This window comes from Bradyrhizobium sp. SZCCT0148 (genome assembly GCF_018129985.1).
GTDB classification, from domain to species: Bacteria; Pseudomonadota; Alphaproteobacteria; order Rhizobiales; family Xanthobacteraceae; genus Bradyrhizobium; species Bradyrhizobium japonicum_H.
This window is the reverse complement of sequence record NZ_JAFCKT010000001.1, coordinates 1460171-1486908: the sequence shown is the minus strand read 5'-3', so window position 1 is coordinate 1486908 and position 26738 is coordinate 1460171. Positions and strand designations below refer to the sequence as shown.

The following is a 26738-nucleotide window of genomic DNA, read 5'->3' as shown; positions in this document are numbered from 1 at the left end:
ACGCGACGTCAGCCTTGCTCGTCCATGATGCGCAGTTTTTCGACGCGGCGGCGGAAATCCTCGTCGGTGGAGAATTCGGCGGAGAGGTAGGACGTGACGAGGTCGACGGCGAGCCACGCGCCGACGATCTGCGCGCCGATGCACATGACGTTCACATCGTCATGCTCGACGCTCTGATGCGCCGAATGGACGTCGTGGCAGACCGCGGCGCGGATGCCTTTCATCTTGTTGGCGGCGATGGAAGCGCCGACGCCGGTGCCGCAGACCATGATCCCGCGCGCTGCTTCGCCCGATGTCACCTTCTGGGCAACCGCCCGGGCGATGTCGGGAAAGTCAACCGGCTTGTCGTCATAGGAGCCGACGTCGACGACGTCGTGGCCGAGCTTGCGGATGTGGTCGATGACGGTCTGCTTGAGCGGCCAACCGGCGTGGTCGGATCCGATGACGAGACGCATGTGATGTCCTTCTTGACCTTGCAATGGCCGTGACAGCCGCACGCGGCTGTCACGGCGTCTGATTTCAGCTACGCATATCCGCGGGAAGATCGACGCCGTGGAATTTCTTGTAGATCGCGTTGAGCTTGCCGTTCTTGACGTTTTCGGTGATCCAGGCGTTGAGCTTGTCCATCAGGGGCTGCTCCCCCTTCTTCAGGCCGATGGCGAGGTCGAAGGTTGCCAGCGGAATCCTGGATTCGAACACGCGCGAAGGATTCTTTACGCCGATCTGGTTGATGATCGTCGCGGACGAGCCGACGCAATCGACCTGGCCCGAGACCGCTGCCGTCACCATGGTGGCGTCGTCGTCGTAGCGTGCGATCTTGAGGTCCTTGTCCTTCATGTTGGACAGGGTGGTGTCCTGCGTGGTGCCACGCGAGACGCCGATCGATTTGTCCTTCAGGTCGGGCCAGTCCTTGACGGTCGAGGATTTCAGGCAACCGACATCGGATTGCAGCGTCGCGTAGCGCTTGGTGAAGTCGATCACCTTGGCGCGGTCCGGTGTCACCGACAGGGTCGAGATGATGATATCCGCCTTGCCGGTCAGGACGTTGGGAATGCGGGTTGCGCCGGTGGTCTGGATGAATTCGAGCTCGAGCCCCCAGTCCTTGGCGAGCAGCTGCGCCACCTCGACGTCGGAGCCGGTCGGCTTCATGGTGGAATCCATCATGCCCGATGGCGGAATGGCAAGGTCCGTCGAGATGCGGATCTTCTTCGCTTTCATGATGTCGTCGAGCAGGTCGGCCGATGCCGGTGTCGCGGCCATCATGATGAAACCGCACAATGCGGCGGCAGCTCCCAGCATTATCTTCCTGGTCATCCCTGGTTCTCCTCTGCTTGTTATGATTTTAGGTTTCCCGTCCCCACGAATTGCGTGAGTTCGGGCGTGGTCGGCGACGTCAGGATCGAGGCGGGTCCGGTCTCGTGAACCTTGCCTCGATGCATGAACACGATCCGGTCGGCGATGCCCTTGGCGAATCCCATCTCGTGGGTGACCATCACCATGGTCATGCCGTCGGCCGCGAGCTGCTCGATCACCTTCAGCACCTCGCTGGTGAGCTCGGGATCGAGCGCGGAGGTGATTTCGTCGAACAGCATCACCTTGGGCTGCATGGCGAGCGAGCGGGCAATTGCGGCGCGCTGCTGCTGGCCGCCCGAGAGCTGCTCCGGATAGGCGTGCAGCTTCTCCTCGAGCCCGACCTGCGCCAGCACCTTCCGGGCGAGATCCCGGGCCTGGGCCGTCGCCATGCCCTTCACCGCGCAAGGCGCGAGCGTGATGTTCTGCTCGATCGTGAGATGGGGAAACAGGTTGTAGCTCTGGAAGACGATGCCGACGTCCTGGCGCAGCGCGCGCAGATCGACGTCGGGGCGGTCGACCCGGTGGCCGCAGACGACGATCTCGCCGCCGTCGACCTTCTCGAAGCGGTCGATGCAACGCAGCGCCGTGCTCTTGCCGGAGCCGGAGCGGCCGATCAGCGCGAGCACTTCGCCGCGCTGGACGGCAAAGGAGACGCCGTCGAGCACCCGGAGCGGGCCAAAGCTCTTTTGCACGTCGCGGAGCGACACGATCGGTTCGGATGATGGGTTCTGCTGCATGTCAGGCTGGCGCAAGGTTGGACCTGCCACGCCCCATCCGCTTCTCCAGCTTCTGGCTGAACAGGGAGAGGGGATAGCACATGGCGAAATAGGTGACGGCGATGATCGCGTAGATGGCGAACGGCTCGAACAGCGAGTTGTTGACGATCTGGCCCGAACGCATCAGCTCCACGAAGCCGACGACCGATGCGAGCGAGGTGTTCTTGATGATCTGCACCATGAAGCCGACGGTCGGCGGCGTGGCGATGCGGATCGCCTGCGGCAGGATCACCTTCATCATGCGCTGGGTCCGGCTCAGCGCCAGGCCCTCGGCGGCCTCCCATTGCGGCTTCGGCACCGACTCGATGCAGCCGCGCCAGATCTCGCCGAGATAGGCGGCGACATAGAGCGTCAGCGAGGCGCCGGCGGCCGCAAGCGGCGAGACCTTCAGGCCGATGGCGGCGAAGCCGAAATAGCCAAGAAACAGGATGACGAGCAGCGGCGTGCCCTGGATGAGCTGGACATAGACGGCGCTGGCGATCCGCACCGATTTGAGCGGCGAAATCCGCGCCAGCGCGATCACGAAGCCGACGATGCCGCCGCCGATCAGCGCGATCACCGACAGGCCGATCGTCCAAAGCGCGCCCTGGCCGAGGAACATCAGATGGTTGATGTTGAGATGTCCGCCCATGGTCATCTCACAGCGGCGTGCCGAGCCGGCGACGGCGCGGGAACAGTACAAGGCCGAGGCCCCAGAAGCCCGCGCGCATCACCAGCGACAGGATGATGTAGAGCACGGCGACGATGATGTAGGTCTCGAAGGCGCGATAGGTGTCCGACTGGATGTAGTTGGCGACGGCGGTGAGCTCTTCCGCCGAGATCTGCGAGCAGACCGAGGAGGCCAGCATCAACAGCACGAACTGGCTGGTGAGTGCCGGATAGACCTTCTCGATCGCGGGCAGCAGGATGATATGCCAGTAGATCTGCAACCGCGACAGCGCCAGGCCTTCGGCGGCCTCGATCTGCCCGCGAGGGATGGCCTCGAAGCCGGCGCGCATGATCTCGGCGGTGTACGCACCGACATTGATCGTCAGCGCCGCTACCGCCACGGTGAAAGCGGAGAGTTTCAGCCCCAGGCTGGCGAGGCCGAAATAAACCAGGAAGATTTGCACCAGCAACGGTGTGTTGCGGATCGCCTCGACATAGAATTTGCAGGCGCCTGCAATCGCTGCGCTCCGCGAGCCGCGGCCGACGGCTGCGAGCGTGCCGATCAGGGCGCCCAGCACGGTCGCGAAGAATGCCAACTCGAGCGTCAGTACGGCGCCGGCCAAAAAGCTTGGCCAGCGTTCCAGGACTGCGGGAAAGTCGAGTTGGATGCTCATTGTCGGAGGTTCAACCCGTGGTCTGGTTGGTCATGCGGTCGTAAACGCGGAACAGCGCCTGGTTGCCGTTGCTGCCTTCGCCATGAGCGCGGGCGTCGACATATTGGCTGGTCACGAGCGCGGTGCCGGGCAGGGGCACGCTCAGCGCCTGCGCGTGCTCCTGCACGAGGCGGAGGTCCTTGAGCTGCAGATCGATCCGGAAGCCGGCAGAGACGTCGCCTGCGATCATCGCAGGCCCGAGCTTGTCGAGCATCCAGGAGGCGGCGGAGCCTCCGAGCAACACCCGGCGCAGCAGGTTGAGGTCGAGGCCCGAAGCACGGCCGAGCGCCAGCGCCTCGCAGATCGCCTGAATGTTGATGCCGCAGATCAGCTGATTGCAGAGCTTGACCGTCTGTCCGGCGCCGGACGCGCCGACATGCGTGATGGTCGTGCCCATCGCGCGGAAGAACGGCTCGGCCCTGGCGAAGGCGTCCACATCGCCGCCGGCCATGATCGAAAGCGCGGCGTTCTTGGCGCCCACGGGACCGCCCGAGACCGGCGCGTCGATGAAGCTGACACCGACCTTTTGCAGGTCGGCGTGGATCTTGCGGACCGCGACCGGCGAGATCGTGCTCATGTCGACGATCAGCTTGCCCGGCGGCGGCGACTTCAGCAGGCCTTGCTCGCCGTAGATGGTCGCTTCGACATGGGGTGTGTCGGGCAGCATGGTGATGACGATGTCGGCGCCTTGCGCAGCATCGGCCGCGCTTCGGCCGCGAACTGCGCCTTCCTTGACGCTGTCGGCCAATGCGGCCTCGTTGAGGTCGAAGACGCGGACGGCGTGGCCGGCCACCAGCAGGTTGCGCACCATCTCGCGGCCCATCGTTCCGATGCCGATGAAGCCGACGCTGCCCTTGTCATTCCGTCCCATGTCGTCAGTCCGTTTCTTGATTGATTGAAGTCCTGGTCCCTTGGCCGGCCTGCATCAGCCCGAGGCGATGGTCCTGTCGATGTCGCCGACGATGGCGCGCCTGCGGTATTCGTCGCCGATGGCAAAGTGCTTGCGCAGCGTCGCGTCGGCGCGCTCGGGGTCGCGCGCGATCACGGCGTCGAAGATGCGGCGGTGGTCGTCGATCAGGTACGTCTTCATCGACGGGAAGGCCTGGACCAGCTTGCGGCGGCTGCGATGCGAATGGGTCAAGAGGCCGGCCAGCGAACCGTGCAGCACGGTCAGCGTCTCCGAATGCGAGGCGACGACGATGGCGCGATGGAATTCGAAATCGGCCATGCCGCCGGCATCCGCCTCGTCGATCGTCTCGCCGATTTTCGCGAGCGCGCGCTGCAGGCGTTCGAAATCGGCAATGTTGGCGCGCTCGCAGGCGAGACGGATGGCCTGGCATTCGATCGCGACACGCGCCTGCATGACGTCGTCGAGCATGTCCGCCTGCTGGGCGAGCGCGAAGGTGAAGAAGTCATTCAGCACGGAGACGTCCGGCCGCGTTACCACGGTGCCGATGCGGTCGCGGATCTCGACGATGCCGAGCACGGTGAGGGCGCGCAGCGCCTCGCGGACGATCGGCCGGCTGACGCCGAGGAGCGTGGCCAGCTCGCGCTCCGAGATGAGGCGGTCGCCCGGCTTGAGCGAGCCCGCAAGCAGCCGCTCCCGCAGGAAGGCAAATACCTTCTCGAACCCGGTTTCGCCGTCGGCGGTTCGCTTGAGTTCCATCCCGATCTCGTTGGTCTGATCTTGGTCAGACCAGTATGCTAACCAGTACGAGACGGTCAAGGGGCTATGATCGGTCGCAAGCGTGCAGCGCCTCCGCTCATGGAAGCGCAAGGCACTAAGCTGGCCACAGCTGTTGCGGCCACGGCCCGCGCACTCGCCGTCGATCCGGCCCTGCGGCCGGGTCGAGGCAAAGTCTTGGCCGCGGATCGGGAGGCCGGCCGGGCTCTGATATGGCTCCGACGGAGACCGTCGAAGGCTAACGGGGCAGCGGCGTCTCGACGATATCGAGCAGCGCCCCCAGACCTTGGCGCAGGCGTTGCGTGGCCGCGTTCTCGGTGGCGAGGCCGAAGACAACGAGCGATCGTCCGGTCACACCATAATCATGACCGAACTCGAACGCGGGCATTTGCGCATCCGGCTGGTTGGTGTCGATCAATCCCAGCCAACGGCTTCCGTCGGTGACGGGCGGCAAAGTGAAGTTCACGACGTCGTAGTGGGCGTTGTAGACCAGGAGCATCGTCGCGTCCGATCCGCGGCGCTTGATGCCGGTCTCCTGGGCGCGGCCATCGAGCAGCATGCCGAAGCACTTGGCCTTGCCGTCCTCCCATTGCTCGGTGCTCATCTCTTCTCCGGAGGGCGACAGCCAGGTCACGTCCTTGACGTCGAGATCCTCGTTGTGAGACCCGACCAGAAAACGGCTGCGATAGAGGATCGGAAAGGCCTTGCGCGTCGCAATCAGCTTGCGCGCGAATTCACGAAGGCTGCGGCCGTTTGCCGTGATTCCCATCCAGTTGAGCCAGGAGGTTTCGTTGTCCTGGGCATAGGCGTTATTGTTGCCGTTCTGCGTGTGGCCGAACTCGTCGCCGGCAAGCAGCATGGGCGTGCCGTGAGACAGCAGCATCGTCGCGAGCAGGTTCCGCTTCTGGCGTTCGCGCAGCGCGATGATTTCAGGGTCGTCCGTTGGTCCCTCCGCCCCGCAATTCCAGGAATGGTTGTTGCTGTGACCGTCGCGATTGTCTTCTCCGTTCGCCTCGTTGTGCTTGTCGTTGTACGAGACGAGATCGTTGAGGTTGAAGCCGTCATGCGCCGTGACGAAGTTGACGCTGGCCCACGGCCGCCGTCCGCGCTTGTTGAAGAGATCGCCGGACCCTGAGACCCGCTTGGCGAAGTCTGCAAGCGCGCCTTCATCGCCCTTCCAGAAGGCCCGCACGGTGTCCCTGAACTTGTCGTTCCACTCGGCCCAGCCGGGCGGAAACTGCCCGACCTGGTAGCCGCCGGGGCCGATGTCCCAGGGCTCGGCGATCAGCTTGACGCTGGACAGCACCGGATCCTGACGACAGGCATCGAGGAAGCCGCCGCCCTCGTCGAAGCCGTAGGGTTCGCGCGCGAGGATGGTGGCGAGATCGAAACGGAAGCCGTCGACCCGCATCTCCGTTGCCCAGTAACGCAAGGAATCCGCGACCAGCTGCAGCACCCGCGGATGCGACAGGTTCACCGTATTACCGGTGCCGGTGTCGTTGATGTAGTAGCGCTTCTGGTCCGGGAGCAAGCGGTAATAGCTTGCGTTGTCGATCCCCTTGAACGACAGGGTCGGGCCGAGCTCATTGCCTTCCGCGGTGTGGTTGTAGACGACGTCCAGGATGATTTCGATGCCGTGGGCGTGGAACTGGTTGACCATTTCCTTGAATTCGTTCGCGACCGGCGTCTTCAGGTAACGCGGCTCCGGCGCAAAGAACGCGATGGAGTTGTAGCCCCAGTAATTGCGCAGGCCCTTGTCGACCAGGTAGCTGTCGTCGACGAAGGCATGGATCGGAAGCAGCTCTGCGCTGGTGATGCCGAGCGAACGCAGATAGGCGGGGACTTCCGAATGCGCGAGCCCCGCGAACGTGCCGCGGTCGGCTTCAGGCACCAGCGGATGGGCCTGGGTGAAACCCTTGACGTGCATCTCGTAGACGATCGTGCGCTCCCACGGCACCTCGGGCTTGCGCGACGCGCCCCAGGTGAAGGCGGGGTCGATCACGCGGCACTTCTGCATGAGCCGGGCGCTGTCGCGCTCGTCAAAGGACAGGTCCTTGTCGGCGTGATCGAGCTTGTAGCCGAACAGTTCGGGTCCCCAGCGCAGCCGTCCGACCAGCTGCTTGGCATAGGGATCGAGCAGGAGCTTGTTGGGATTGAAGCGGTGCCCGGCGTCCGGCTCATAGGGTCCATGGACGCGGTAGCCGTAGACGGTGCCGGGGCGGGCGGACGGCAGATAGCCGTGCCAGACTTCGTCGGTATATTCCGGAAGCTCGATCCGCTCGAGTTCGGTTTTACCATCATCATCGAACAGGCACAGCTCGACCTTGGTGGCGTGGGCCGAGAACAGCGCGAAATTGACGCCGAGGCCATCCCAGGTTGCGCCGAGCGGAAACGGCTTTCCCTCCGTGATCCGGGATCGGCGTAGGCTCGACGCCGCCCGCGTCAGGGCGTCGTCCGGATGCGTTTTTTGGTCCATGTTTGCCCCCAATGACAATCCGGTCAGGATGTCGGCGTTGTTAAAGGTATTTCCGGTGAGGCCTGCTCGGTGGCCCCGGTCGCGGCGATCACGGCCGCCGGCGGCACATCGGCCGGCTTTGGCGGCACGTTGGCGCGCTGTTTGGCGACTTCCTTGCTGATCGCAGAGATCGAATTGCCGATCCGCCCGACGATGGCGGTCAACTCGGCGTCGGACAGGCTCAAACGTTTTCTCACGAGGCGCATCTGTACTCGGTCGGTCAGATCGAGCTTGTTGCGGACGGGTCTGGGTGTCGAGCGGCGCACGGCGGCAACTCCTGTAAGTGGTCGTAACCGTCGCCCCATGATTCCGTTCCCGCGGTCGCAGCGGCGTCAGCCCGCGCTGACGGTACTCATCTCGCGGCCGACGGAAGGCATGGGCATCCGGATCGCGTTTTCGCCGGCAGAGATCGCGAGGACGTCGAGCTGCGGTGCTTGCCGGAGCGCAGGTAAACGGCGGTAAGCCGCCAGATAATCCCGCGCCATCCTTTCGGCCGTAAAGCGTTGCTCGAACCGCTTGCGGATTGCCTGGCGCTCCAGAGTGCCGACCGATTTCGCTGCTGCGATTGCCTCGTCCAAGGTATTCACGACAAATCCACTGACCCCGTGGTCGATGACCTCGGGCACCGAGCCGTGGGCGAAAGCGATCACGGGCGTGCCGCAAGCCATGGCTTCGATCATGACCAGGCCGAACGGCTCCGGCCAGCAGATGGGAAACAGCAGGGCACGAGCGTTGCCGAGGAAGTCGGCCTTTTGGAATTCGTTGATCTCGCCGATGAACTCGACGTTCGGATGGGCCGCGACCATGGGCGCGATGACCTCATCCCAATAGCGCTGATCGGCGGCATCGATCTTGGCCGCCATCTTGAGTGGGACGCCGGCCCTGGCCGCAATCTCGATTGCCTTCTCTGGCCCCTTTTCCGGTGAAATCCGCCCGAGGAACGCAAAATAGTCGCCGGAAGGCGCGTGCTGGTAAGGCAGGACATTCTCGGGCAAGCCGTGAAGCACGGTGCCGAGCCAGTTGACCGGCGGCATCGGACGCCGTTGCGCATTCGATATCGATACCAGCGGAGACTCGGGGAAGGCCGAGTAGAACGGCAGCAGATCCGGCAGATCGAGCCGCCCATGCAGTGTCGTGAGAATCCGGTCTGCGTGGGGCCGCATCAAGGGATAGTGCAGGTGATCGATGTGGAAATGAAGGACGTCGAACTCGTCCGCACGCCGCGCCACCTTATCGAGCATCACGATATATGATGAGGCGTCATGTCCTTGACATCAGGATCGAGACGCAAGGCCATCTTCGAGCACGGCACCAACTCCGCTGACGTGATCGAATCTCCGCTCGCGAACAGCGTGACGTCGTGCCCCTGGCGCACCAGCTCTTCTGTCAGGTAGGAGACGATACGCTCGGTGCCGCCATAAAGACGCGGGGGGCAACTTTCAACCAGTGGTGCGATTTGCGCGATCTTCATGGTTCGTCCCCGATGCCTGCTAGATCGATGATTTGTAGAGCGCGGCGTAGGATTTGGCCGACTGGCTCCAGCTGAACGCCTGAGCCATCGCGGACCTGCGCATGTGGTCGAGGCGATCCTTCATGCCGAAGGTCGAGAAGGCGCGGCAGAGGCTCCCGAGGAAGCCCGGCGCCGATACATGGTCGAACAGGAAGCCGGTCTCGCCGTCGACGATGGTCTCCGCGAGGCCGCCGGTGCGATGGCCGATCGGCAGGGAGCCGAAGCGCTGGGCATACATCTGGCTCAGCCCGCATGGCTCGAAGCGCGACGGCATCAACGTGTAGTCGCTGCCGGCGAAGATCTTCCGCGCCTCGGCATCGTCGAAGCCGATCTTGACGGCGATGGAGCCGGGCGCGCGAGCCTGCGCCTGCAGCAGGGCCTGTTCGAACCGCGGTTCGCCCTTGCCGGTGACGACGATCTGGCCGCCGGCATCGACGATGGCTTGTGCGCTTTCGATCACGAGGTCGACACCCTTCTGGTGAACGAGGCGCGCGACGAGGGCGAACAAGGGGCCACGAGAGACCGCCAGCCCGAACTGATCCCTGACATCGTCGGCATTCAAGGAACGTTCGGCCCAGTCGCCGGCCCCGAACGGCTGGAGCAGCGATGAGCAGGTCCTCGGATCCCAGCTCTCGTCGATGCCGTTCAGGATGCCGGACAATTGGTTGCGGTCAGCTCTCTGCCTCAGGAGACCTTCGAGACCGCAGCCGAATTCGGCGGTCGTGATCTCCCGCGCATAGGTCTGGCTGACCGTCGTCAGGTGAGAGGCGTAGACCAGACCCGCTTTGATGAAGGACAGGCGGTTGTAGAATTCGACGCCGTCGATGTTGAAGCTGGCTTCGGGAATCCCAAGCGGAGCGAGCGAGCTGCGGTCGAAGACACCCTGGTAGGCCAGATTATGGATCGTGAAGACGGTCGGAATGTGCGCGTAGTGCCATTCCAGATAGCCGGGGATCAGCGCGCATTGCCAATCGTTGGCGTGAACCAGATCGGCCGACCAATCCTTGTCGACCAACCCCCTGGCAAGCTGCGCGGCCGCATACGAGAAGGTCGCGAACCTCACATTGTTGTCGCCCCAATCCGCGCCGCTGCCGTCGGCATAGGGCGTGCCGTCGCGCTCGAATAGCTCCGGGCAGCGCACGACATAGTAGGCCAGACCGTCCGCAGTGTGTCCGAGATCAACGTCGAACGCCGGCAGGGCAGCGAATGGCGGGCATCGACCCACGGTCTTGAGATCGCTCAAGCCGCGAAGGACCGCCGGATAGCCTGGAATGATGACGCGTACGTCAGCAAAATCTCGCAAGGCGCGCGGCAGGGCCGCAGAAACGGCGGCAAGTCCGCCAACTTGAATGAAGTCTGATACTTCAGGCGTCGCGAACAGGATCCGCATTCGCTATGCCCACCAACCGGGACAAACGTGGTCTTTGCCAACCATCTTCGAATTCCAAGGGCGCTTCCTCAGTGAAGCGCTGCTTCTCTGAATTCTGCGATGCAACAAAAGTTCCTAAGCTCTGCCTGCGACTGAGCTTTTTTTGTTGGTGAGTGCAAAAGTGTACACAGCTGAGCCGCGTCGGCCAACCGAGCTTACTTGGCGGAATGCATGAAGAAATGTGGACGCGCGCACGACTGTTGCGAGGAACGAATATACGAACGTCAGCTTTCCTGTCCCCAGGCATCCTTAAATACTCGTGACGGTTCGCCGATGGCACTTCATCCAGGGCATGCCGTCCTCGGACCTTGCAGGCGAAGGCAGACGAACTTGATACAAAGATTGGGACTAGCCGGCCAGGCTCGGCGCCACGGTGCTCACATCGTCGATCATGGGGTGAGCTTCAACCTGTGGGCCCCGTCGGCCCGCTCGGTGGAATTGCTGGAGGCCGGCCGACCCGCGCAACGGATGTCGCGCGATGACGATGGCTGGTATCAGCTGCTTAGCCCGACTGCGCATGCCGGCACGCGCTATCAGTTCAGGATCAACGAGGACCTGATCGTCCCGGACCCGGCCTCCTTCTTCCAGCCGGATGATGTCGGCGCACCAAGCGAAGTGGTCGATACGGCGACGCTGCGTGATTCCGTTGTTTATCCGGGTCGTGCATGGTCGGAAGCCGTGATCTATGAGCTGCACGTCGGCACCTTCAGCGAGGAGGGGACCTATGCCGGCGTCGAGAAACGGTTGCCCTATCTGCGCGATCTCGGCATCACCGCGATCGAGCTGATGCCGATCAACGATGTCCCCGGCCAGTACAATTGGGGCTATGACGGGGTGCTGCTGAATGCGCCCAATGCGCGCTACGGCAGGCCGCAGGATCTCAAGCGGCTTTTGCGGGCGGCTCACGCGCTGGACATCATGGTCTATCTCGACGTGGTCCATAACCATTTTGGGCCGCAGTTGAATTATCTTCACAGCTACGCGGAGAATTTCTTCACCCGGCGTCACACCACCGGCTGGGGGCCTGCCGTCAACCTGGAGGGACGAGACGGCGCCCTGGTGCGCGAATTCCTGATCGGGAACGCGCTGATGTGGCTGCGTGATTACGGCTTCGACGGGCTGCGCTTCGATGCGGTGCACGCGCTGAAGGACGATTCCGATCGGCACTTTCTCACCGAGCTTGCCGAGACCATCCGCCATGAATTGCCGGGCAGGCGCGTGCATCTGATGCTGGAGAACGAGGCCAACCAGGCGCATTTGCTGGATCGCGCGGAGGGACGACGCCCCAGACATTACGACGCTCAGTGGGGTGACGATTTCCACAATGCGCTTCATGTCCTGTTGACGGGAGAAGACGAGGGATATTACCGCGCGTTTGCGGACAAGCCGCTTGAACATCTTGCGCGATCGCTTACCGAAGGCTTTGCCTACCAAGGCGAGGTCTTCGCGCTTCATGACGAACCTCGCGGCGAGCCGAGCGCCCATCTGCCGCCGGAAGCGACGATCTTCTTCGCGCAGAACCACGACCAGATCGGTAACCGGGCCTTGGGTGAACGACTGTCCAAACTGGTCAGCCCGGACAAGCTTGGCCAGGCCATGGCGCTGGTCCTGCTCAATCCGCACATTCCGATGCTGTTCATGGGGGAGGAAGCGGCGGTCGAAACGCCGTTCCTGTTCTTCGCAGACTGGAAGGAAGAAGCCGCCGAGCTGACGCGGGAAGGACGGCGCAAGGAGTTCTCGCACTTCAAGTCATTCTCGACGCCTGAGATGCGCGCCAGAATTCCGGATCCGTGCGACGAGAGGACTTTTCATGCCTCGAAGCTTGACTGGAACGACATCGATCGGTCTCCCCGCTGCGCGCGGTTTCGAGCGTTGACGTCGCGGCTGCTAACGATCCGGCGCGAGAAGATCGTGCCGCTGATCGAACAAGGTTTCATGTCTGCGCACCGCGAACTGCTCGGCGATCACCCGCATCAGGGCGGGATCGACGTGCGCTGGACGACAGGGAAGGGCAACACGTTGCAGATTGTCGCGAACTTTGCCGACCGGCCGCTGCCCATGCCGAAGCTGCTGGTGGGCGAATGCCTTTGGCGGGGAGGGCCGGCTGAAGAGAAGGCGTTGCTGCCGGGCGACATCATCGTTCGGCTTGGTCGGCCATGACCTTTCACCGCGACATCGAGCGCGCCTGTCTCGACCGGATCTGGTTGCAATTGTCTGGGCAAATCGCGATCATGAAGCCGTGACCCTGCTGTCTCTCAGAAGCGACGTCCGGCGGCTGTATGAGGGCGCTACGCCGAATGGCGTGCGTTTCCGCTATGCGCTGCTCGCTTTCGATATCGTGACGGTGCTGTTCATCATCGCCACCTCGTTCCTGCATCCCAGCGAGGTCCTCGAGACGCTCGACGTGCTCTTCGGCGTGCTGTTGCTTGCCGACTTTTCGGCACGACTGCTCGCCGGCCGCCATCCATTCCGGAAATTTCGTCAGCTGGCGACCTGGGCTGACATGGTCGCGATCGTATCCTTCCTGGCACCGCTTGCCGGTGAGGCCGGCGGCTTCCTCCGGATCCTGCGAACGTTGGGGCTGCTTCGCGACTATCAGATGCTCGCGAGGCTCCGGATCGACTCTCCGTTTTTTCGTCGCAACGAAGAGGTCATCTTCGCTGTCACGAACCTCGCCGTCTTCATCTTCGTCATGACCGGCATCGTTTACGAGACCCAGAAGTTTCGTAACGAACATATCCACAACTACGCCGATGCGCTGTATTTCACGGTTACGGCGCTGACGACGACCGGCTTCGGCGACATCACGCTGCCGGGAACGCTTGGCCGTCTCATCACCGTCGTGATCATGATCTTCGGCGTCACCCTTTTCTTTAATCTCGCCCGCGCGCTTCTCAGTCCCAACAAAGTGCGATTTCCATGTCCGGATTGCGGGCTGCAGAGGCACGACGCCGACGCCGTGCATTGCAAGGCCTGCGGTGTCCTCCTCAATATTCCCGATGAAGGCGCGACCTGAAGCGCCCCGACCGCCGGATGTGTGGCGCATCGACGCAAGATTCAGGAGGCTCTAAGTCATTGAAACGACTGGCGTCGGCTACTGTGCATGGGGTTGTTTTCGCGATTTTTGCGCCGGCCGAGCCGCTGCAAGCATTATCGCAACACCACCCATGCCGGAGCGTGGTCGCTCGCCCCATCCTCACCGCGCACCTTCTTGTCCACCCCCGCCTTCGTCAGCCGTGAGACCAGCGCTGGGCTCAGCAGGAGATGATCGAGCCGCAGCCCCGAGTCGCGCGGCCAGCGGTTCCGTTTGTAGTCCCAGAACGTGTAGATGCGCTTTTCAGGATGCAGTTCGCGGATCGCATCGCACCAGCCCTGCGAGACGAGTGAGGCATAGGCCGCGCGGCTCTTCGGCTGGATCAACGCGTCCTTGTCCCATGAGCGCGTCGGATAGATGTCGATCTCGGTTGGCGCGACGTTGTAGTCGCCGGCGAGCACCACGGGCAAATCCTGCTTGATGAAGCTCCGGGCGTGGCGCCTGAGGCGGGCGAACCAGTCCAGCTTGTAGTCGAACTTCGGTCCCGGCTGCGGATTGCCGTTCGGGAGATAGATGCTGGTGACGATGATTCCGCGCACGGCAGCCTCGATGTAGCGGGCTTCGAGATCGCTGGGCTTTCCAGGCAAGCGGTCGCGGGTGAGAATGGGCTCTGCACCGCGGGCGAGGATGGCGACACCGTTCCATGTCTTTTGTCCGCGCCACACTGCGCCATAGCCGGCCTTTTCGATCGCGGCCGCCGGAAAATCGCCATCACTTGCCTTCAATTCCTGAAGCGCGACGACATCGGGCTTTGCCGCGCGCAGCCATGCCAACAGATTGGGCAGGCGGCGGTTGACGTTGTTGATGTTGAATGTCGCGATCTTCATGTAGAGCTACCCGCTCCTGCCTTCCGTATCCGGAGATACAATGTCCAAGTTGAACTTTGCCGCCATCGTCGTCGCCCTCGCGTTCTCTGGGGCTGCGTCGGCACAATCGTCCGACCCGCGCGGTGCGTGCAAGGCAGACTATGACAAATTCTGCGCCGGCATCGCGCCCGGTGGCGGCCGCGTCGTCGCTTGCCTCACCGACAAGCGCGACCAGCTCAGCGCGACCTGCAAGTCCGCTCTGGACAACAGGAAGAAGAAGTAAGCGATCCCTTCGTCTCCCGGACGCGCGCAGCGCGAGCCGGGGCGCAGAAAGGCAGCGTGCTCGGATTTTGAGAGATGGACCCCGGCTCAGCAGCGCACAACGCCGCGCAGCGCGCACGAGAGTATCGTTAGCCAGGTAGCGGCGGCGGTGCCGCGGGTTGCTCGATCGGTGGCGGGGAGGGCGGTTGCTCAGCTGTGCTCGCCGGGGTCGGCTTTACCAGCGGCTCCTCTACATTGCCGCCCTTGTAGAGGCGGGCGTAGCGGTGGCCGAGGCTGGTCAACACCTCATAGCCGATGGTGCCGAAATGATGCGCGAGCTCGTCGACGGTAATGCCGTCGCCGAGCAGCGTCACCATATGGCCGCGCCGCGCCGCGTTCGTCGGCAGATCGGTGATGTCGATCGCGATGAGGTCCATCGAGACGCGGCCGGCGACCGGGCAACGTTTGCCGGCGACGATGACTTCCGCACCGCGGGTGCCGTCATTGGAGCTGGCGGCGCGGAAATAGCCGTCGGCATAGCCGACCGCGATGATCGCCAGTTTCGTCGGCCGTCGCGCGGTCCAGGTGCCGCCATAGCCGACGCTCTCGCCGCGCTCGATGGTGCGGATCTGCACGATGCGCGCCTTGAGATCGACCACCGGCTGCATCGGATTGTCGGCCTCCGGCGTCGGGTTGACGCCGTAGAGGGCGGCGCCCGGCCGCACCATGTCGAACTGGAAGGGCGCGCCGAGAAAGATGCCGGAGGAGTTGGCGAGCGCCGCAGGCACGCTGGAGAATTCGCTGGCGATGCTGCGGAAGGCAGCGAGCTGCTTGGCGTTCACCGGGCTGTTGAGCTGCTCGGCCGAGACCAGATGGCTCATCACCAGCGTGATGCCGTGATCGCCGGCATTGATCCGCGGGATGATGGCCTGCGCTTCCGACAATGTCAGGCCGAGCCGGTTCATGCCGGTGTCGATGTGGATCGCCGCACCGCCGGTCCAGCCGGTGCGCCGGCAGAACACGTCCCATTCGGCGAGCTCGTTGAGGTCGCCGATCACGGGGCGGCAATTGATCTTGGCGTAGTGCTCGCCGGTGTTCTGGAAATAGCCGCCGAGCACGTAGATCGTGGGCTCAGGGACGGCGGCGCGCACCTTGCGCGCTTCCTCGACGGTGGCGACGAAAAAGGTCTTGCAGCCGGCCTTGCTCAGCGCACGCGCGACCTCGGCTGCGCCGCAGCCATAGGCGTCGGCCTTGATCACCGCCGAGCATTCGGCCGGCACCGCGGTCTTCTCGAGCTTGCGCCAGTTGGCGATGATGGCGTCGAGATCGACAGTCAGCACGCCGCCATAGGCAGCGAGCGCGGCAGCCTGATTGGCCTCCGCGGAGAGAAGGCCGGATTGCGAGATGGTTTTCGGGTCGGACGCCAGTGTCATGGCGTCGTTTTACGCAAGAGGCAGGTCCTGTTCAAGGAACTCAGTAGTCGTTGCCGCTGCGGGCCGGGAGCTGACTGTCGGGGGCGAGGTCGCCGAACCGCGTGACCGAGGCTTCGAAGGCCAGGTCGACGGTGCCGGTCGGGCCGTGACGCTGCTTGCCGATGATGACCTCGGCCTTTCCGTGCGCAAGGCTCATGTCGAGCTGCCACTTCTCGTGTTCAGGCGTGCCGGGGCGCGGCTCCTTCATGGCGAGGTAATATTCCTCGCGATACACGAACAGCACGACGTCGGCGTCCTGCTCGATCGAGCCGGATTCACGGAGGTCGGAGAGCTGCGGCCGCTTGTCGTCGCGGGACTCGACCTGTCGTGACAGCTGCGACAGCGCGATCACGGGAACGTTGAGTTCCTTCGCCAGCGCCTTCAGGCTGGTCGTGATCTCGGTGATTTCCTGCACGCGATTGTCGCTCCGCTTGCCCGAACCCGACAGCAGCTGGATGTAGTCGATCACCAGCAGGTCGAGGCCCTTCTGTCGCTTCAAGCGGCGCGCGCGCGCCATCAGCTGCGCGATCGACAGGCCGCCGGTCGCGTCGACATAGAACGGCAGCGATTGCAGCTCGATCGAGACCTCCCGGATCTTTTCGAAATCGGCTTCCGAGATGCCGCCGCGTCGGATGTGGGAGGAGGGAATGCCGGTGCGCTCCGCCACGATACGGGTTGCGAGCTGGTCGGCCGACATTTCGCAGGAGAAGAAGCCGATCACGCCGCCATTGGCCGCCTTCGTGGTGCCATCCGCCTGGATCTCGGGAACATAGGCTTGCGCGACGTTGTAGGCGATGTTCGTCGCCAGCGACGTCTTGCCCATGCCGGGACGGCCCGCGACGATGATGAGGTCGGAGTGCTGCAGGCCGCCCATCTTGGTGTCGAGGTCGCGCATGCCGGTCGAGATGCCCGACAGCTTGCCGTCGCGCTGGAACGCCTTTGCGGCGAGATCGACCGCGACCGCCAGTGCCTGGGAGAATTTCTGGAAGCCGCCGTCATAGCGGCCGGACTCGGCGAGTTCGTAGAGGCGGCGCTCGGCATCCTCGATCTGCGCCCGCGGCGCGAAGTCGACCGGCGCGTCATAGGCGACATTGACCATGTCCTCGCCGATGCCGATCAGGTCGCGGCGCAGCGCCAGGTCGTAGATGGTGCGGCCGTAGTCCTGGGCGTTGATGATGGTGGTCGCTTCGGCCGCGAGGCGCGCAAGATACTGCCCGATGGTCATACCGCCGACGTCGGTGTCGGCGGGCAGGAACGTCTTCAGCGTCACGGGCGTGGCGATCTTGCCCATCCGGATCAGGCTGGCAGCGGTCTCGTAGATGGTCTGGTGCAGCGGCTCGAAATAATGCTTCGGCTCGAGGAAGTCGGAGACACGGTAAAAAGCATCATTGTTGACCAGGATCGCGCCCAGAAGGCTCTGTTCCGCTTCGATATTATGCGGCGCGCTCCGGTAGGCGGGCGTGCCGGGCTCGGGCGCGAGCTTGAGGACGTTGGAGTCAGTCAGAGCCATAGTTCATGCTTGTTGTTGGGAGCGCGGGCCGGGGATAAAGCGCTTCTCTCTGCCTCGGAGAAAGCGCTCCCGTGCCTTATGCCCGATTCACACAATGTGCGGTGTGAATCCTCTGATCATGTGCTGTCAACGCCTTGACGCCGGAATTCCCAAAGAAGGCCGCGCTCGATGACGACGACATTCAAAAGCAATTGAGAACGCTGAGATTTTGGTGGGAACTTGGGCGGCGCAGTTCCGGCGATGAAGCTCTACCGAAATGTCCGAATCGCGTGAACCTCAGGGATCGGCTCACAGACGAATCCTGAGGCGCGCGGAATGACGCACGCTGGCGGCTCTCGGCTCGCCTTCAGATCAGCAGGAGGTAGACCAGCGCCGCCAGAGCCGCCCCGACGCCGGTAACGATCAGGGCAAAATCGGTGCGGAGGTCGTCCTGCACGTCGAATGAGGTTTGGGTCTCTTTGCTCATGGCGACGGTCTAAGCCAGGCCCGACCAGACTTATGTGAATTGGATCACATCTCCCCGGATTCTTTCGGGGGTATGGACGGAACAGGCAGGCGGAGAAGGGAATTGTCTCCCGCGATCCGTGAACAGGAGCGAGGCAGGCCATGCGGCCAGAACGGCGGCACCAGATTTGGCGGAGCGAAGCCGCCAGCCGGCTTTGGCTCTCGGGACTGATTGCAGCCATGGAGCACGCGGAACGGCCCGAAACCCGTCGCCAGCCTGTCGCCCCCGAAATTCTCGTCGAAATGCGGGCGCAGCTGGCGTTAACAGCCGGTATCCGCTCCTGCCAGATTTCGACCCTCCGGCACTAGAATTTATTCACCAGCAATGACCCCGTGGGTTTGCTCAAGCCTTGGCGGGCTTGCCGGGTCTCTTCACGCGGCATGTGGTCGCGCGTCACCAGCAACACGTCGGAGGTCTGCACGGTGCACTCGGCCGCGCCTTCGGTATCGGCTGCCCTAATGCGCTGAGTTCACAGCCGATATTCTCAAGCGGCTTAATCACATCCTTGCGTGGGGTGCCTGCTTCCATTCGTGGCTCAATCGGATAAAAGGTGACCCGCCGCCGCGCCCGGCGCCGGCTGCACTCTCGGAATTCAATGGAGATGATGGGAATGTCGAGCCGAGCGCTCAGCCTCGCGACGGTGTTGCTTCTGACCGGCTTCGGCGCGGTCGATGCCGTTTTTGCGCAGGTGACCAACCTCGAGGCCGGCAAGACTCCGTCCCAGATTTTCTCGCAGACCTGCAACGCGTGTCACAAGAGCCCGCGCGGACTTCTGAAGTCCGTCGCGCCGGGCTCGCTGCCGGGCTTCCTGCGGCAGCACTACACCACGAGCTCGGACATGGCGGGCGTGCTCGCCTCCTATCTGGTCTCGAACGGCGCCGCCGATACGCGCTATCAGGCCAAGGACGGCAAGGACAAGAAGGACGCCGCCAAGGACAAGGACGCCAGCTCCAATCCCGATCATCAGGGACGCCGCCCGCGCGCCCATGAGGCCGCCAAGCCGGATGGCGAGGCCGCTCCCGCCGCGGAAGGTGCGCGCCAGAAGCGGGCCGCACGTCCCGCCGAGGAGGGCACGAAGCCCGAGGGGCAGGCTGCGCCCGAAGGACGCAAGGCCAAGCGGCGCGCCAAGCCCGGCACCGAGGAAGCGCCGAAGGCCGACGCCGCTGCGCCGGTCGCTGAAGAGAAGAAGATCGAGCCCAAGCTGGAATCCAAGCCCGAGCCGAAGTCCGATGAGGCGAAGCCCGATAGCGCCAAGGTCGAGCCCCGCGGCAATGAGGCTCCGGCGCTGCGGCCCGATCCGGTCCCGGCCGTGACGCCGGCTGCCCCGGCCGCCGCGAAGCCCGCCGAGCCGGCCGCTTCCAAACCGGCGGAAGAGCCTGCTTCCAAGCCGGCGGCGCCTGCGGCCAGCTCCGAACCGTCGGCCAAGCCGCAGCAGCCGGCTTCGCCTGCCACCGCCGCAGCCCCGCCTGCCGCGCCAGCCGAGTCCTCCGGTCCGCCTGCGCCGCCGATCTCGCGCTGAGCCAGCCTGTTTTCTGATGAACATACGGAGGCCGCGTTCATCGCGGCCTCCGTATCGTCTTGACCATCATTAGAGCGTTGCTCTAGAGTGATACTCTAGGAGGCCTTGATGACGGCGACCATGCGGGACGACCTGTTGGCAGCCGGGTTGATCGTGTTCGACCGCGTCGGCTTTGAAGCCGCGACGGTGGCCGCGATCCGCACCCGGGCGCGCGCTTCCAATGGCAGTTTCTTCCACGCGTTTGCCTCGAAGAAGGAGCTCGCCGGCGCGCTGTTCCTGGAGGTCTTGCGGCACTATCACGCTGCGGTGCTGGCGGCGCTCGATCCCGTGCCCGATGCGGAGCAGGGCATCGGTCGGCTGATCCGGGCCCATCTCGACTGGGTCGTGACCAGCCGGCGCGAGGCGCGCTATTTGTTCGAGATTTCGCGCAGCGAATGGGGCGAGGACGTCCGCGACGCCCAGCGTGCGCAGAATGCACGGCTCGCCGAAGGCATCGAGCGTTGGCGCGCGCCGCTGGTTGCAAACGGCGAGCTGTTGCCGATGACGCCGGTGATGTTCGTGAGCCAGCTCATCGGCCCCGCGCAGATTTTCTGCCGCGCTTTCCTGTCGGGACGCGACCGCGCGGATCCGCGCGTCGAGGCCGATACGCTGATTGCCTGCGCCAGCCGTGCGCTGCGGCCGCCCGAACGCATCAACAGGACATAAGGAGAAGCCTCATGCACGCCGAAGCAGATCCCGAATTCGCGGCAGTCGCCGAACGCATTCACGCCAATGTCGGCCGGCAAGGCTTCATGAACCTGGTCGGCGCCGAGCTTTCGGAATTGTCGCGCGGCACCTGCACGATTGCCGTGGATCGCCGTCCCGAACTGCTGCAGCAGCACGGCTTCTTCCACGGCGGCGTCACCGCCTTCCTGGTCGACAATGCCACGACGATCGCAGCCGCGACCTCGCGTGGCCAGCAGGCGCTGACGGCGGAATACAAGCTCAATCTGCTCTCGCCCGCCGTCGGCGAGAAGCTGGTATGTCGTGCCCGGGTGATCAAGCCTGGGCGGCAGGTGTCGGTGGTCGCGGCCGACGTGTTCTGCGTCAGCGACGGTGTCGAGAAGCACACGGCAACGGCGTTGGCCTCGATCGCGATGTTGAGCGAGGACGTCGCCGCAAAAGCGAAAAACCCGGCCGCCTGAGGCGACCGGGCTTCGCTTCGCGCAGGACTAAGAGGCTTACTTCTCTTCCGCAGCCGGCGCCGGCTCGACGTCCTGCTCGGCTTCCGGATCGAAGAACTCGCCGGCGGCGGCGATCGCCTCGGCGGCCGCGTCGCGGTCCTCGTTGCGGGTCGAGATGTCCTCGCCGCGGTTGATGCGCTCGGCCTCGTCCTGGCTGCGCGCGACCGTGACGGTGATCTCGACCTCGACCTCGGGGTGGACGGCGACGGTGATGGAGCGCTTGCCGATGGTCTTGATCGGTGCGTCGAGCTGGACCTGCGGGCGAGCCAGCGAGATGCCGTCGGCTTCAAACGCGACCACGATGTCACGCACATTGACCGAGCCGAACAGTTGGCCGGCTTCGGAGGCTTGGCGGATCACGATGATGTTCTTGCCCGAGATCTTCTCGGCGACCTTGGACGCTTCGCCCTTCGAGGCGAGGTTGCGGGCTTCGAGGTCTGCCTTCATGCCGTCGTACTTGGCACGGTTGTCGGCGGTGGCGCGCAGCGCCTTGCCGCGCTTGAGCAGGAAATTGCGGGCATAGCCATCGCGAACCTTCACGACTTCGCCCATATGGCCGAGCTTGTTGACGCGTTCCAGCAAAATGACTTCCATATTCGTTCTCCTTTTGAAGTGCTCTGTATGGTTTCAGTTACGGTTTCGGCTTGAACTCAGGGGGTCGGCAGCGGAGGTGGTTGCCGGCTGCGCAGGAAGCGTTCGCGGAAGCCGAACATGGCATCCGCAAGTCCGAGGATCACCATCGCGATCACGGGCCATCCGAACACGACCACGACGGCGTAGGTCGAGCCGAGCCAGAACGTGCGGCTCTTCAATGCCAGCGTGAGCGTATGCAGCACGGCAAAGCCGGTCAGCGCATAGCCCATCATCAGCGCGGTCGCGGTGATCTGTGCGGCGATCGCGAGCAGTCCGCCGGTGAAGCAGAAGGCAAGCGCGATACAAAGCGCCACCAGCGTCATCGGCGGCAGCTCCACCGTCTTCATGTCCGGCCACGGTCGCCGTAGCCGGCCCGAGGTCGCCGTGATCTTGGCGCTGAGCCAGAGGTTGAGGGTCAGCGTCATCATAGTGATGATGGTGGCCCCGGCCGGTGCGATCCGCACCAACGCATCGACGAACTGACCCGCCTCGCCGGAGCTTTGCGGGTCGGCGGCCCGGAGCATGCGCATCAGGCCGCGCCGCAGCGCGCCGAGGATGGTCTCGGCGTCGGTCCCAAGCGTGAGCAGGGCGGCAATCGTGGTCAGCGTGGCGAAGCCCGCGAGCCACAGCAGCATGCGGCCGACCGGATACCATTCGAGCTCGGGCTCGGCGGTCGCAGCGGCGTCCGGCGCGGCCTGTCCGACTGGACGGCTGAGCAGGACGAGATGGCCGAGCCACCACGCCGGCAGTGCGACGGTAACGGCGAAGGCGATGCAATAGGGCAGGCCGAACAGGGCACCGAGGCCGATCGCGGCAGCAATGCCGCCGAGGCTCGCGCAAAGCGGCCCCCAGCCGATCGCGGCGACCATCAGCGGCAGCGGTGCGAGATAGAACAGGACGAGCGAGATCAGCGCGCCCGAAATGATCGAGGCGAACATCAGAGCCGACGCGGCGCCGGCGATCAGGGCTATGAGCACAAAGGCCATCATCAGCTGTCCCGCTCCCTTCGAGCGGTTAGAGGCGTTTCGCCCCAACCATCGGCAACCGGACGGCCCGGGAGCCTTATGAAACTTAAAGAGTGCAGCCGGAGGCGATGTCGCCGCCGGCTGAATTGGTCTTAACGAATGACGTAGGGCAGCAGGCCCAGGAACCGCGCGCGCTTGATCGCGCGGGCGAGTTCACGCTGCTTCTTCGCGGACACCGCGGTGATGCGGCTCGGCACGATCTTGCCGCGCTCGGAGACGTAACGCATCAACAGCTTGGAGTCCTTGTAGTCGATCTTGGGAGCATTGGCGCCCGTGAACGGGCAGCTCTTGCGACGACGGAAAAACGGGCGGCGTGCACCAGCTTCAGCCATTGTTCTTACTCCCCATCCGTCGTGGTCGTGGTTTCAGCGTCTTCGCGCGGACGGCGCGGGCCGCGGTCACCGCGGAAGCCACCACCCTCACGATCGCCGCCACGGAAACCGCCCTCGCGGTCGCCGCGGAAGCCACCGCCTTCGCGGTCGCCACGGAAGCCGCCGCCACGGTCGTCGCGCTCGCGGTCACGGTCCGCCTTGCGCATCATCGCGGACGGGCCTTCCTCGAGTTCCTCGACGCGGACGCTGAGATAGCGGATCACGTCTTCGCTGATGCGCTCCTGGCGCTCGATCTCGGCGATCGCCGCGGACGGCGCGTCGATGTTGAGCAGCACGAAGTGCGCCTTGCGGTTCTTGTTCATACGGTAGGTGAGGGAGCGTACGCCCCAATTCTCGGTTTTGGTAACCTTGCCGCCGAGACCCTCGACGATACCGGTCATCTGCGCAGTCAGCTCTTCGACCTGCTGCGTGCTCGCGTCCTGACGCGCGAGAAAGACATGCTCATAAAGAGCCATGGTGGTCCTTTCCTCATGTTGGCGCATCGCCCGGCGTCAAGCCCTTAAGAGGCCTTCGGAAAGGACTCTGGGATTAAGCTCAGAAGGCGGAAACACGGGACGACGGGCCGACTGGCCCTGCCACACCAAAATCACGAATGATTTGCTGAGACCGTCCGTTCAGCTCCCGGCCGGGGTCTGCGGATGCGCGCCTTATACGGATTTTGGCCGGCTTTGCAAGGTTTCAACCCCTCGTTTTGGGCCAGACGATACCGCCGAGACGGCCAGGTCCCCCCAAACCCGCTTGATCTATTTGTTTGTATAGCATACAAATAGTGCTTCGGGAGGCTCTGATGACGGGTGAGGCGATCCAGGCTCCGTTCGAGGCTTCGACGGGTGACCCCAAGCACGCTGCGCGGGCCACCCGGTCGGCCGGCCGCAAGATGCGCTCGCTGCTGCTGGATGCGGCGAGCCCCTTGTTTCGGGAACGGGGGCTGTCAGGTACGGCGATAACCGATATCGCGGCGGCCGCGGACGCATTCCCGAGCCAGATCACCTACTATTTCCGCACCAAGGAGGCGCTGTTCGTCGAATGCGCCTGCCGCGAGCTGCTGTATCTGGCGCGCGCGACCGAGCAGGCGGCGCTTAAGGCGCGCACGCCGCGGGACTACACGCATGCGCTGGCGGAGACCGTGACGGCGAGCGATTCCGTGGCGTTTTTCGCCGAAGCGCTGACATTGACGCGGCGCCGCCAGGACCTCGCACCGCTGGTCGAGCGCACGATCGAGCGCCTTCACGGCGAAGGCGCGCGTGCCTATGCGAGCCAAGTGGCGCGGCACGGCTGGCGCTCGCTGCGCGCGCCCGACGAAAGCTCGCGGCGGTTCTGGGCCGTTGCGATCGGAATCATTCTCGAAGGCTACGCCATGGGGCGTTCGCCGGAGGCGCTCTGCGCCGAGATGCTGCGCGTGCTCGGCGAGCAGGCGAAAACCACCGGCGACGCGACACCTCTGCGTCTCGTCGATGACGACGCAGGCAATTCGAACGAGGAAGGCTAGGCCATGACCGCGCTTCGCATGCGTGCCCGCGATTTCCTGAGCGACGCCCAGCTTGCCGACGTGCGCCAGCGCGTGACCTGGAAAGGCGTCGCGCTGATCGCGCACGCCTGGGCGCTCATCATCGGTGCGATCGCCTTGGTCGCGTGGTGGCCAAATCCGGTCACTTATGTCCTCGCTGTCGCGATCATCGGTTCGCGCCAGCTCGGCCTTGCGATCCTGATGCATGACGGCGCGCATGGCTGTCTGACCGCCGACGAGAAAACCAATCTGGCCCTGAGCCAGTGGTTCTGTGCCTACCCAATTTTTGCGGAGACCCGCAGCTACCGGCGCTATCACCTTCAACACCATGCGCACACCCAGCAGGACGATGATCCCGATCTCGTGCTGTCGGCGCCGTTTCCGATTACGAAGCTGAGCTATCGCCGCAAGTTCATTCGCGACATCACCGGGCAAACCGGATACCAGCAGCGCAAGTCACAGCTGCTCAACGCGCTCGGTCCGAAGGACTGGCCGTGGCGCCAGCGCGCGGCGCATTTTTGGGAGAAGCTCGGCCCGCAATGCATCGTCAACACCGCGATGTTCGCAGCGCTCGCGGCGGCCGGCGTGTGGTGGGCCTATCCGCTGCTCTGGCTGGTGCCGCTTCTGACCTGGATGATGGTCATCACCCGCATTCGCAACATTGCGGAGCATGCCGTCGTGCCTGACAGTGGCGATCCCCTGCGCAACACCCGCACCACGCATGCCAATGTTCTCGAACGCCTGTTCATCGCGCCCTACTACGTGAACTACCACCTCGAGCATCATCTGCTGTTCTACGTGCCCTGCTACAATCTGCCGAAGGTCCATCGCCTGCTGAGCGACAGCCGGCACGCTGGCCGCATGGAGGTGCAGCCGAATTACGCAGCGGTGCTGCGGCTGGCGACGGCAAGGCCGGACAGGGAGGATCAGCCGGGGCAGTTGGCGAGCAGCGCGCGCCGTGCGCGGGCTGGAGCAGAGGTTGATGCCAACCAGACCGCCGGTGGATTTTGACGGGACGTATCCCCAGTTGAATGCCGGCCAGGAGTTTCGCCGCGGCTTGACAGTCCGGCCCCTGACAGTGTCTACGGCCCCCTTTGGAGCATGATCCGGAACTACGGCCCAGGGCCGTGCGTAAAGGCCGCGTGTAAACGGCTGCCGGTCCTCGAACGGGATCGTGCCCGACAAGCAGGGAGCGCCGATGACGGCTGCATTTACATTTCCTGGGCAGGGTTCCCAGGCGGTCGGCATGGGCAAGGCCCTGGCCGACGCTTTTCCGGTCGCGCGGGCCGTGTTCGACGAGGTCGATGCCGCGCTCGGAGAGAAGCTGACGGCAATCATCTGGGATGGTCCGGCAGAAACCCTTCAACTCACGCAGAACGCCCAGCCGGCGCTGATGGCGGTCTCGATCGCCACCCTGCGTGTGTTGGAAGCTGAAGCGGATTTTTCCGTGGGGCGGGATGCCGCCTTCGTTGCCGGCCACTCGCTCGGTGAATATTCGGCGCTGGCAGCGGCCGGCAGCCTGAGGGTTTCGGATACTGCCCGTCTGCTTCGCACCCGCGGTCTCGCAATGCAAAAGGCCGTCCCGGTCGGCGCCGGCGCGATGGCCGCTCTGCTCGGTCTCGACTACGAGGCTGCCATGGCTGTCGCGGGCGAGGCGGCGCAGGGGCAGGTCTGCCAGGCCGCCAACGACAATGGCGGCGGGCAGGTGGTCGTCTCCGGCGACAAGGCTGCGGTCGATCGCGCCGTCGAGATCGCGAAGGCCAAGGGCGCCAAGCGCGCGATGTTGCTGCCGGTCTCCGCCCCGTTCCACTGCAAGCTGATGCAGCCTGCCGCCGACGCGATGGCGGAAGCGCTCTCGAATGTCACGATCAAGGCGCCGGCAGCGCCGTTGGTGTCGAACGTGCTGGCGAGCGCCATCACCGATCCCGACGAGATCCGCCGTCGCCTGGTCGAGCAGGTGACCGGCACGGTGCGCTGGCGCGAGTCGGTTGCCTATATGGCAGGGCAGGGCGTCACCCGTTTCTTCGAGATCGGCGCCGGCAAGGTGCTGACGGGACTCGTCAAGCGTATTGCCGACGGCGCTGTCGGCGTTGCCGTCGGCGGACCGAATGACATTGCCGCCGCCAAGGATGCATTGGCCGCTGCGAAGCAGGGCTAGAGGAG

26 protein-coding genes and 1 pseudogene are annotated in these 26738 nt (G+C 64.2%); 9 read left to right on the top strand and 18 right to left on the bottom strand.

What is annotated here, in order from left to right:
- Positions 1-8: 8 nt before the first annotated feature.
- The 11 genes and pseudogenes from rpiB to glgA form a co-directional block, all read right to left on the bottom strand.
- A complete protein-coding gene (gene rpiB / locus JQ580_RS07205) occupies positions 9-455 on the bottom strand; it encodes a ribose 5-phosphate isomerase B (protein WP_212278954.1) in 447 nt (148 codons plus the stop codon).
- Between the two features lie 64 nt (positions 456-519).
- Complete coding sequence (locus JQ580_RS07200; protein ID WP_212278953.1) at positions 520-1314, bottom strand: transporter substrate-binding domain-containing protein; 795 nt, start codon at positions 1312-1314, stop codon at positions 520-522.
- 20 nt (positions 1315-1334) lie between these two features.
- Complete coding sequence (locus JQ580_RS07195) at positions 1335-2090, bottom strand: amino acid ABC transporter ATP-binding protein (protein ID WP_106952247.1); 756 nt, start codon at positions 2088-2090, stop codon at positions 1335-1337.
- A gap of 1 nt (position 2091) precedes the next feature.
- Entirely contained in the window at positions 2092-2760 is a 669-nt protein-coding gene (locus JQ580_RS07190) for an amino acid ABC transporter permease (RefSeq protein WP_212278952.1), read from the bottom strand.
- A gap of 7 nt (positions 2761-2767) precedes the next feature.
- Entirely contained in the window at positions 2768-3451 is a 684-nt protein-coding gene (locus tag JQ580_RS07185) for an amino acid ABC transporter permease (RefSeq protein WP_212278951.1), read from the bottom strand.
- A 10-nt stretch (positions 3452-3461) separates the two neighbouring features.
- Positions 3462-4361 (bottom strand): NAD(P)-dependent oxidoreductase, encoded by a 900-nt coding sequence (locus JQ580_RS07180; RefSeq protein ID WP_212278950.1) that lies wholly within the window; start codon positions 4359-4361, stop codon positions 3462-3464.
- Positions 4362-4415: 54 nt separating this feature from the next.
- Entirely contained in the window at positions 4416-5156 is a 741-nt protein-coding gene (locus JQ580_RS07175) for a FadR/GntR family transcriptional regulator (protein WP_212278949.1), read from the bottom strand.
- Between the two features lie 256 nt (positions 5157-5412).
- Complete coding sequence (glgX, locus tag JQ580_RS07170) at positions 5413-7650, bottom strand: glycogen debranching protein GlgX (RefSeq protein WP_212278948.1); 2238 nt, start codon at positions 7648-7650, stop codon at positions 5413-5415.
- Positions 7651-7673: 23 nt separating this feature from the next.
- Positions 7674-7955, bottom strand: a complete 282-nt coding sequence (locus JQ580_RS07165; RefSeq protein WP_212278947.1) for a DUF3606 domain-containing protein — start codon at positions 7953-7955, stop codon at positions 7674-7676.
- Between the two features lie 66 nt (positions 7956-8021).
- A pseudogene (locus JQ580_RS07160) lies at positions 8022-9160 on the bottom strand (glycosyltransferase family 4 protein).
- A 19-nt stretch (positions 9161-9179) separates the two neighbouring features.
- On the bottom strand, positions 9180-10589 hold the full coding sequence (gene glgA / locus JQ580_RS07155; RefSeq protein WP_212278946.1) for a glycogen synthase GlgA: 1410 nt from the start codon (positions 10587-10589) through the stop codon (positions 9180-9182).
- 210 nt (positions 10590-10799) lie between these two features.
- Here glgA and treZ point away from each other — a divergent pair, with 210 nt between their 5' ends.
- Both treZ and JQ580_RS07145 read left to right on the top strand, forming a co-directional pair.
- Positions 10800-12788: a malto-oligosyltrehalose trehalohydrolase gene (gene treZ / locus JQ580_RS07150; protein ID WP_249133952.1), complete on the top strand. Its 1989-nt coding sequence runs from the start codon at positions 10800-10802 to the stop codon at positions 12786-12788.
- Between the two features lie 79 nt (positions 12789-12867).
- Positions 12868-13644 (top strand): potassium channel family protein, encoded by a 777-nt coding sequence (locus JQ580_RS07145; protein ID WP_212279252.1) that lies wholly within the window; start codon positions 12868-12870, stop codon positions 13642-13644.
- A gap of 134 nt (positions 13645-13778) precedes the next feature.
- Here the strand turns inward: JQ580_RS07145 and JQ580_RS07140 are convergent, their stop codons facing one another.
- The gene (locus tag JQ580_RS07140; RefSeq protein WP_212278945.1) at positions 13779-14549 is read right to left on the bottom strand and encodes an exodeoxyribonuclease III; all 771 of its coding nucleotides are present in this window, start codon (positions 14547-14549) and stop codon (positions 13779-13781) included.
- Between the two features lie 40 nt (positions 14550-14589).
- Between JQ580_RS07140 and JQ580_RS07135 the strand changes: the two genes are divergently transcribed.
- Entirely contained in the window at positions 14590-14811 is a 222-nt protein-coding gene (locus tag JQ580_RS07135; protein WP_212278944.1) for a cysteine rich repeat-containing protein, read from the top strand.
- Between the two features lie 127 nt (positions 14812-14938).
- Here JQ580_RS07135 and alr read toward each other — a convergent pair whose 3' ends face one another.
- Both alr and JQ580_RS07125 read right to left on the bottom strand, forming a co-directional pair.
- Positions 14939-16216: an alanine racemase gene (gene alr, locus JQ580_RS07130; protein WP_212279250.1), complete on the bottom strand. Its 1278-nt coding sequence runs from the start codon at positions 16214-16216 to the stop codon at positions 14939-14941.
- A gap of 46 nt (positions 16217-16262) precedes the next feature.
- Positions 16263-17771 carry a replicative DNA helicase gene (locus JQ580_RS07125; protein ID WP_212278943.1) on the bottom strand — a complete coding sequence of 503 codons (1509 nt, stop codon included), beginning with the start codon at positions 17769-17771 and terminating at the stop codon, positions 16263-16265.
- 1115 nt (positions 17772-18886) lie between these two features.
- Here JQ580_RS07125 and JQ580_RS07120 point away from each other — a divergent pair.
- The 3 genes from JQ580_RS07120 (at position 18887) to JQ580_RS07110 (ending at position 20979) form a co-directional block, all read left to right on the top strand.
- On the top strand, positions 18887-19795 hold the full coding sequence (locus tag JQ580_RS07120; protein ID WP_212278942.1) for a hypothetical protein: 909 nt from the start codon (positions 18887-18889) through the stop codon (positions 19793-19795).
- A gap of 108 nt (positions 19796-19903) precedes the next feature.
- A complete protein-coding gene (locus tag JQ580_RS07115) occupies positions 19904-20500 on the top strand; it encodes a TetR/AcrR family transcriptional regulator (RefSeq protein WP_212278941.1) in 597 nt (198 codons plus the stop codon).
- Positions 20501-20511: 11 nt separating this feature from the next.
- On the top strand, positions 20512-20979 hold the full coding sequence (locus JQ580_RS07110) for a PaaI family thioesterase (protein ID WP_212278940.1): 468 nt from the start codon (positions 20512-20514) through the stop codon (positions 20977-20979).
- 36 nt (positions 20980-21015) lie between these two features.
- Here the strand turns inward: JQ580_RS07110 and rplI are convergent, their stop codons facing one another.
- The 4 genes from rplI to rpsF all read right to left on the bottom strand — a co-directional run bounded on the left by rplI (position 21016) and on the right by rpsF (position 23523).
- A complete protein-coding gene (gene rplI / locus JQ580_RS07105; protein ID WP_212278939.1) occupies positions 21016-21612 on the bottom strand; it encodes a 50S ribosomal protein L9 in 597 nt (198 codons plus the stop codon).
- Between the two features lie 56 nt (positions 21613-21668).
- Complete coding sequence (locus tag JQ580_RS07100) at positions 21669-22640, bottom strand: YybS family protein (RefSeq protein ID WP_212278938.1); 972 nt, start codon at positions 22638-22640, stop codon at positions 21669-21671.
- Positions 22641-22768: 128 nt separating this feature from the next.
- Positions 22769-23008: a 30S ribosomal protein S18 gene (rpsR, locus tag JQ580_RS07095; protein ID WP_007592020.1), complete on the bottom strand. Its 240-nt coding sequence runs from the start codon at positions 23006-23008 to the stop codon at positions 22769-22771.
- A 5-nt stretch (positions 23009-23013) separates the two neighbouring features.
- Positions 23014-23523, bottom strand: a complete 510-nt coding sequence (gene rpsF, locus JQ580_RS07090) for a 30S ribosomal protein S6 (protein WP_212278937.1) — start codon at positions 23521-23523, stop codon at positions 23014-23016.
- Between the two features lie 332 nt (positions 23524-23855).
- Between rpsF and JQ580_RS07085 the strand changes: the two genes are divergently transcribed.
- The 3 genes from JQ580_RS07085 to fabD all read left to right on the top strand — a co-directional run bounded on the left by JQ580_RS07085 (position 23856) and on the right by fabD (position 26733).
- Entirely contained in the window at positions 23856-24557 is a 702-nt protein-coding gene (locus tag JQ580_RS07085) for a TetR/AcrR family transcriptional regulator C-terminal domain-containing protein (RefSeq protein ID WP_212278936.1), read from the top strand.
- A 3-nt stretch (positions 24558-24560) separates the two neighbouring features.
- Positions 24561-25586 (top strand): fatty acid desaturase family protein, encoded by a 1026-nt coding sequence (locus JQ580_RS07080; RefSeq protein ID WP_212278935.1) that lies wholly within the window; start codon positions 24561-24563, stop codon positions 25584-25586.
- Positions 25587-25773: 187 nt separating this feature from the next.
- Entirely contained in the window at positions 25774-26733 is a 960-nt protein-coding gene (gene fabD / locus JQ580_RS07075; protein WP_212278934.1) for an ACP S-malonyltransferase, read from the top strand.
- Positions 26734-26738 lie beyond the last annotated feature (5 nt).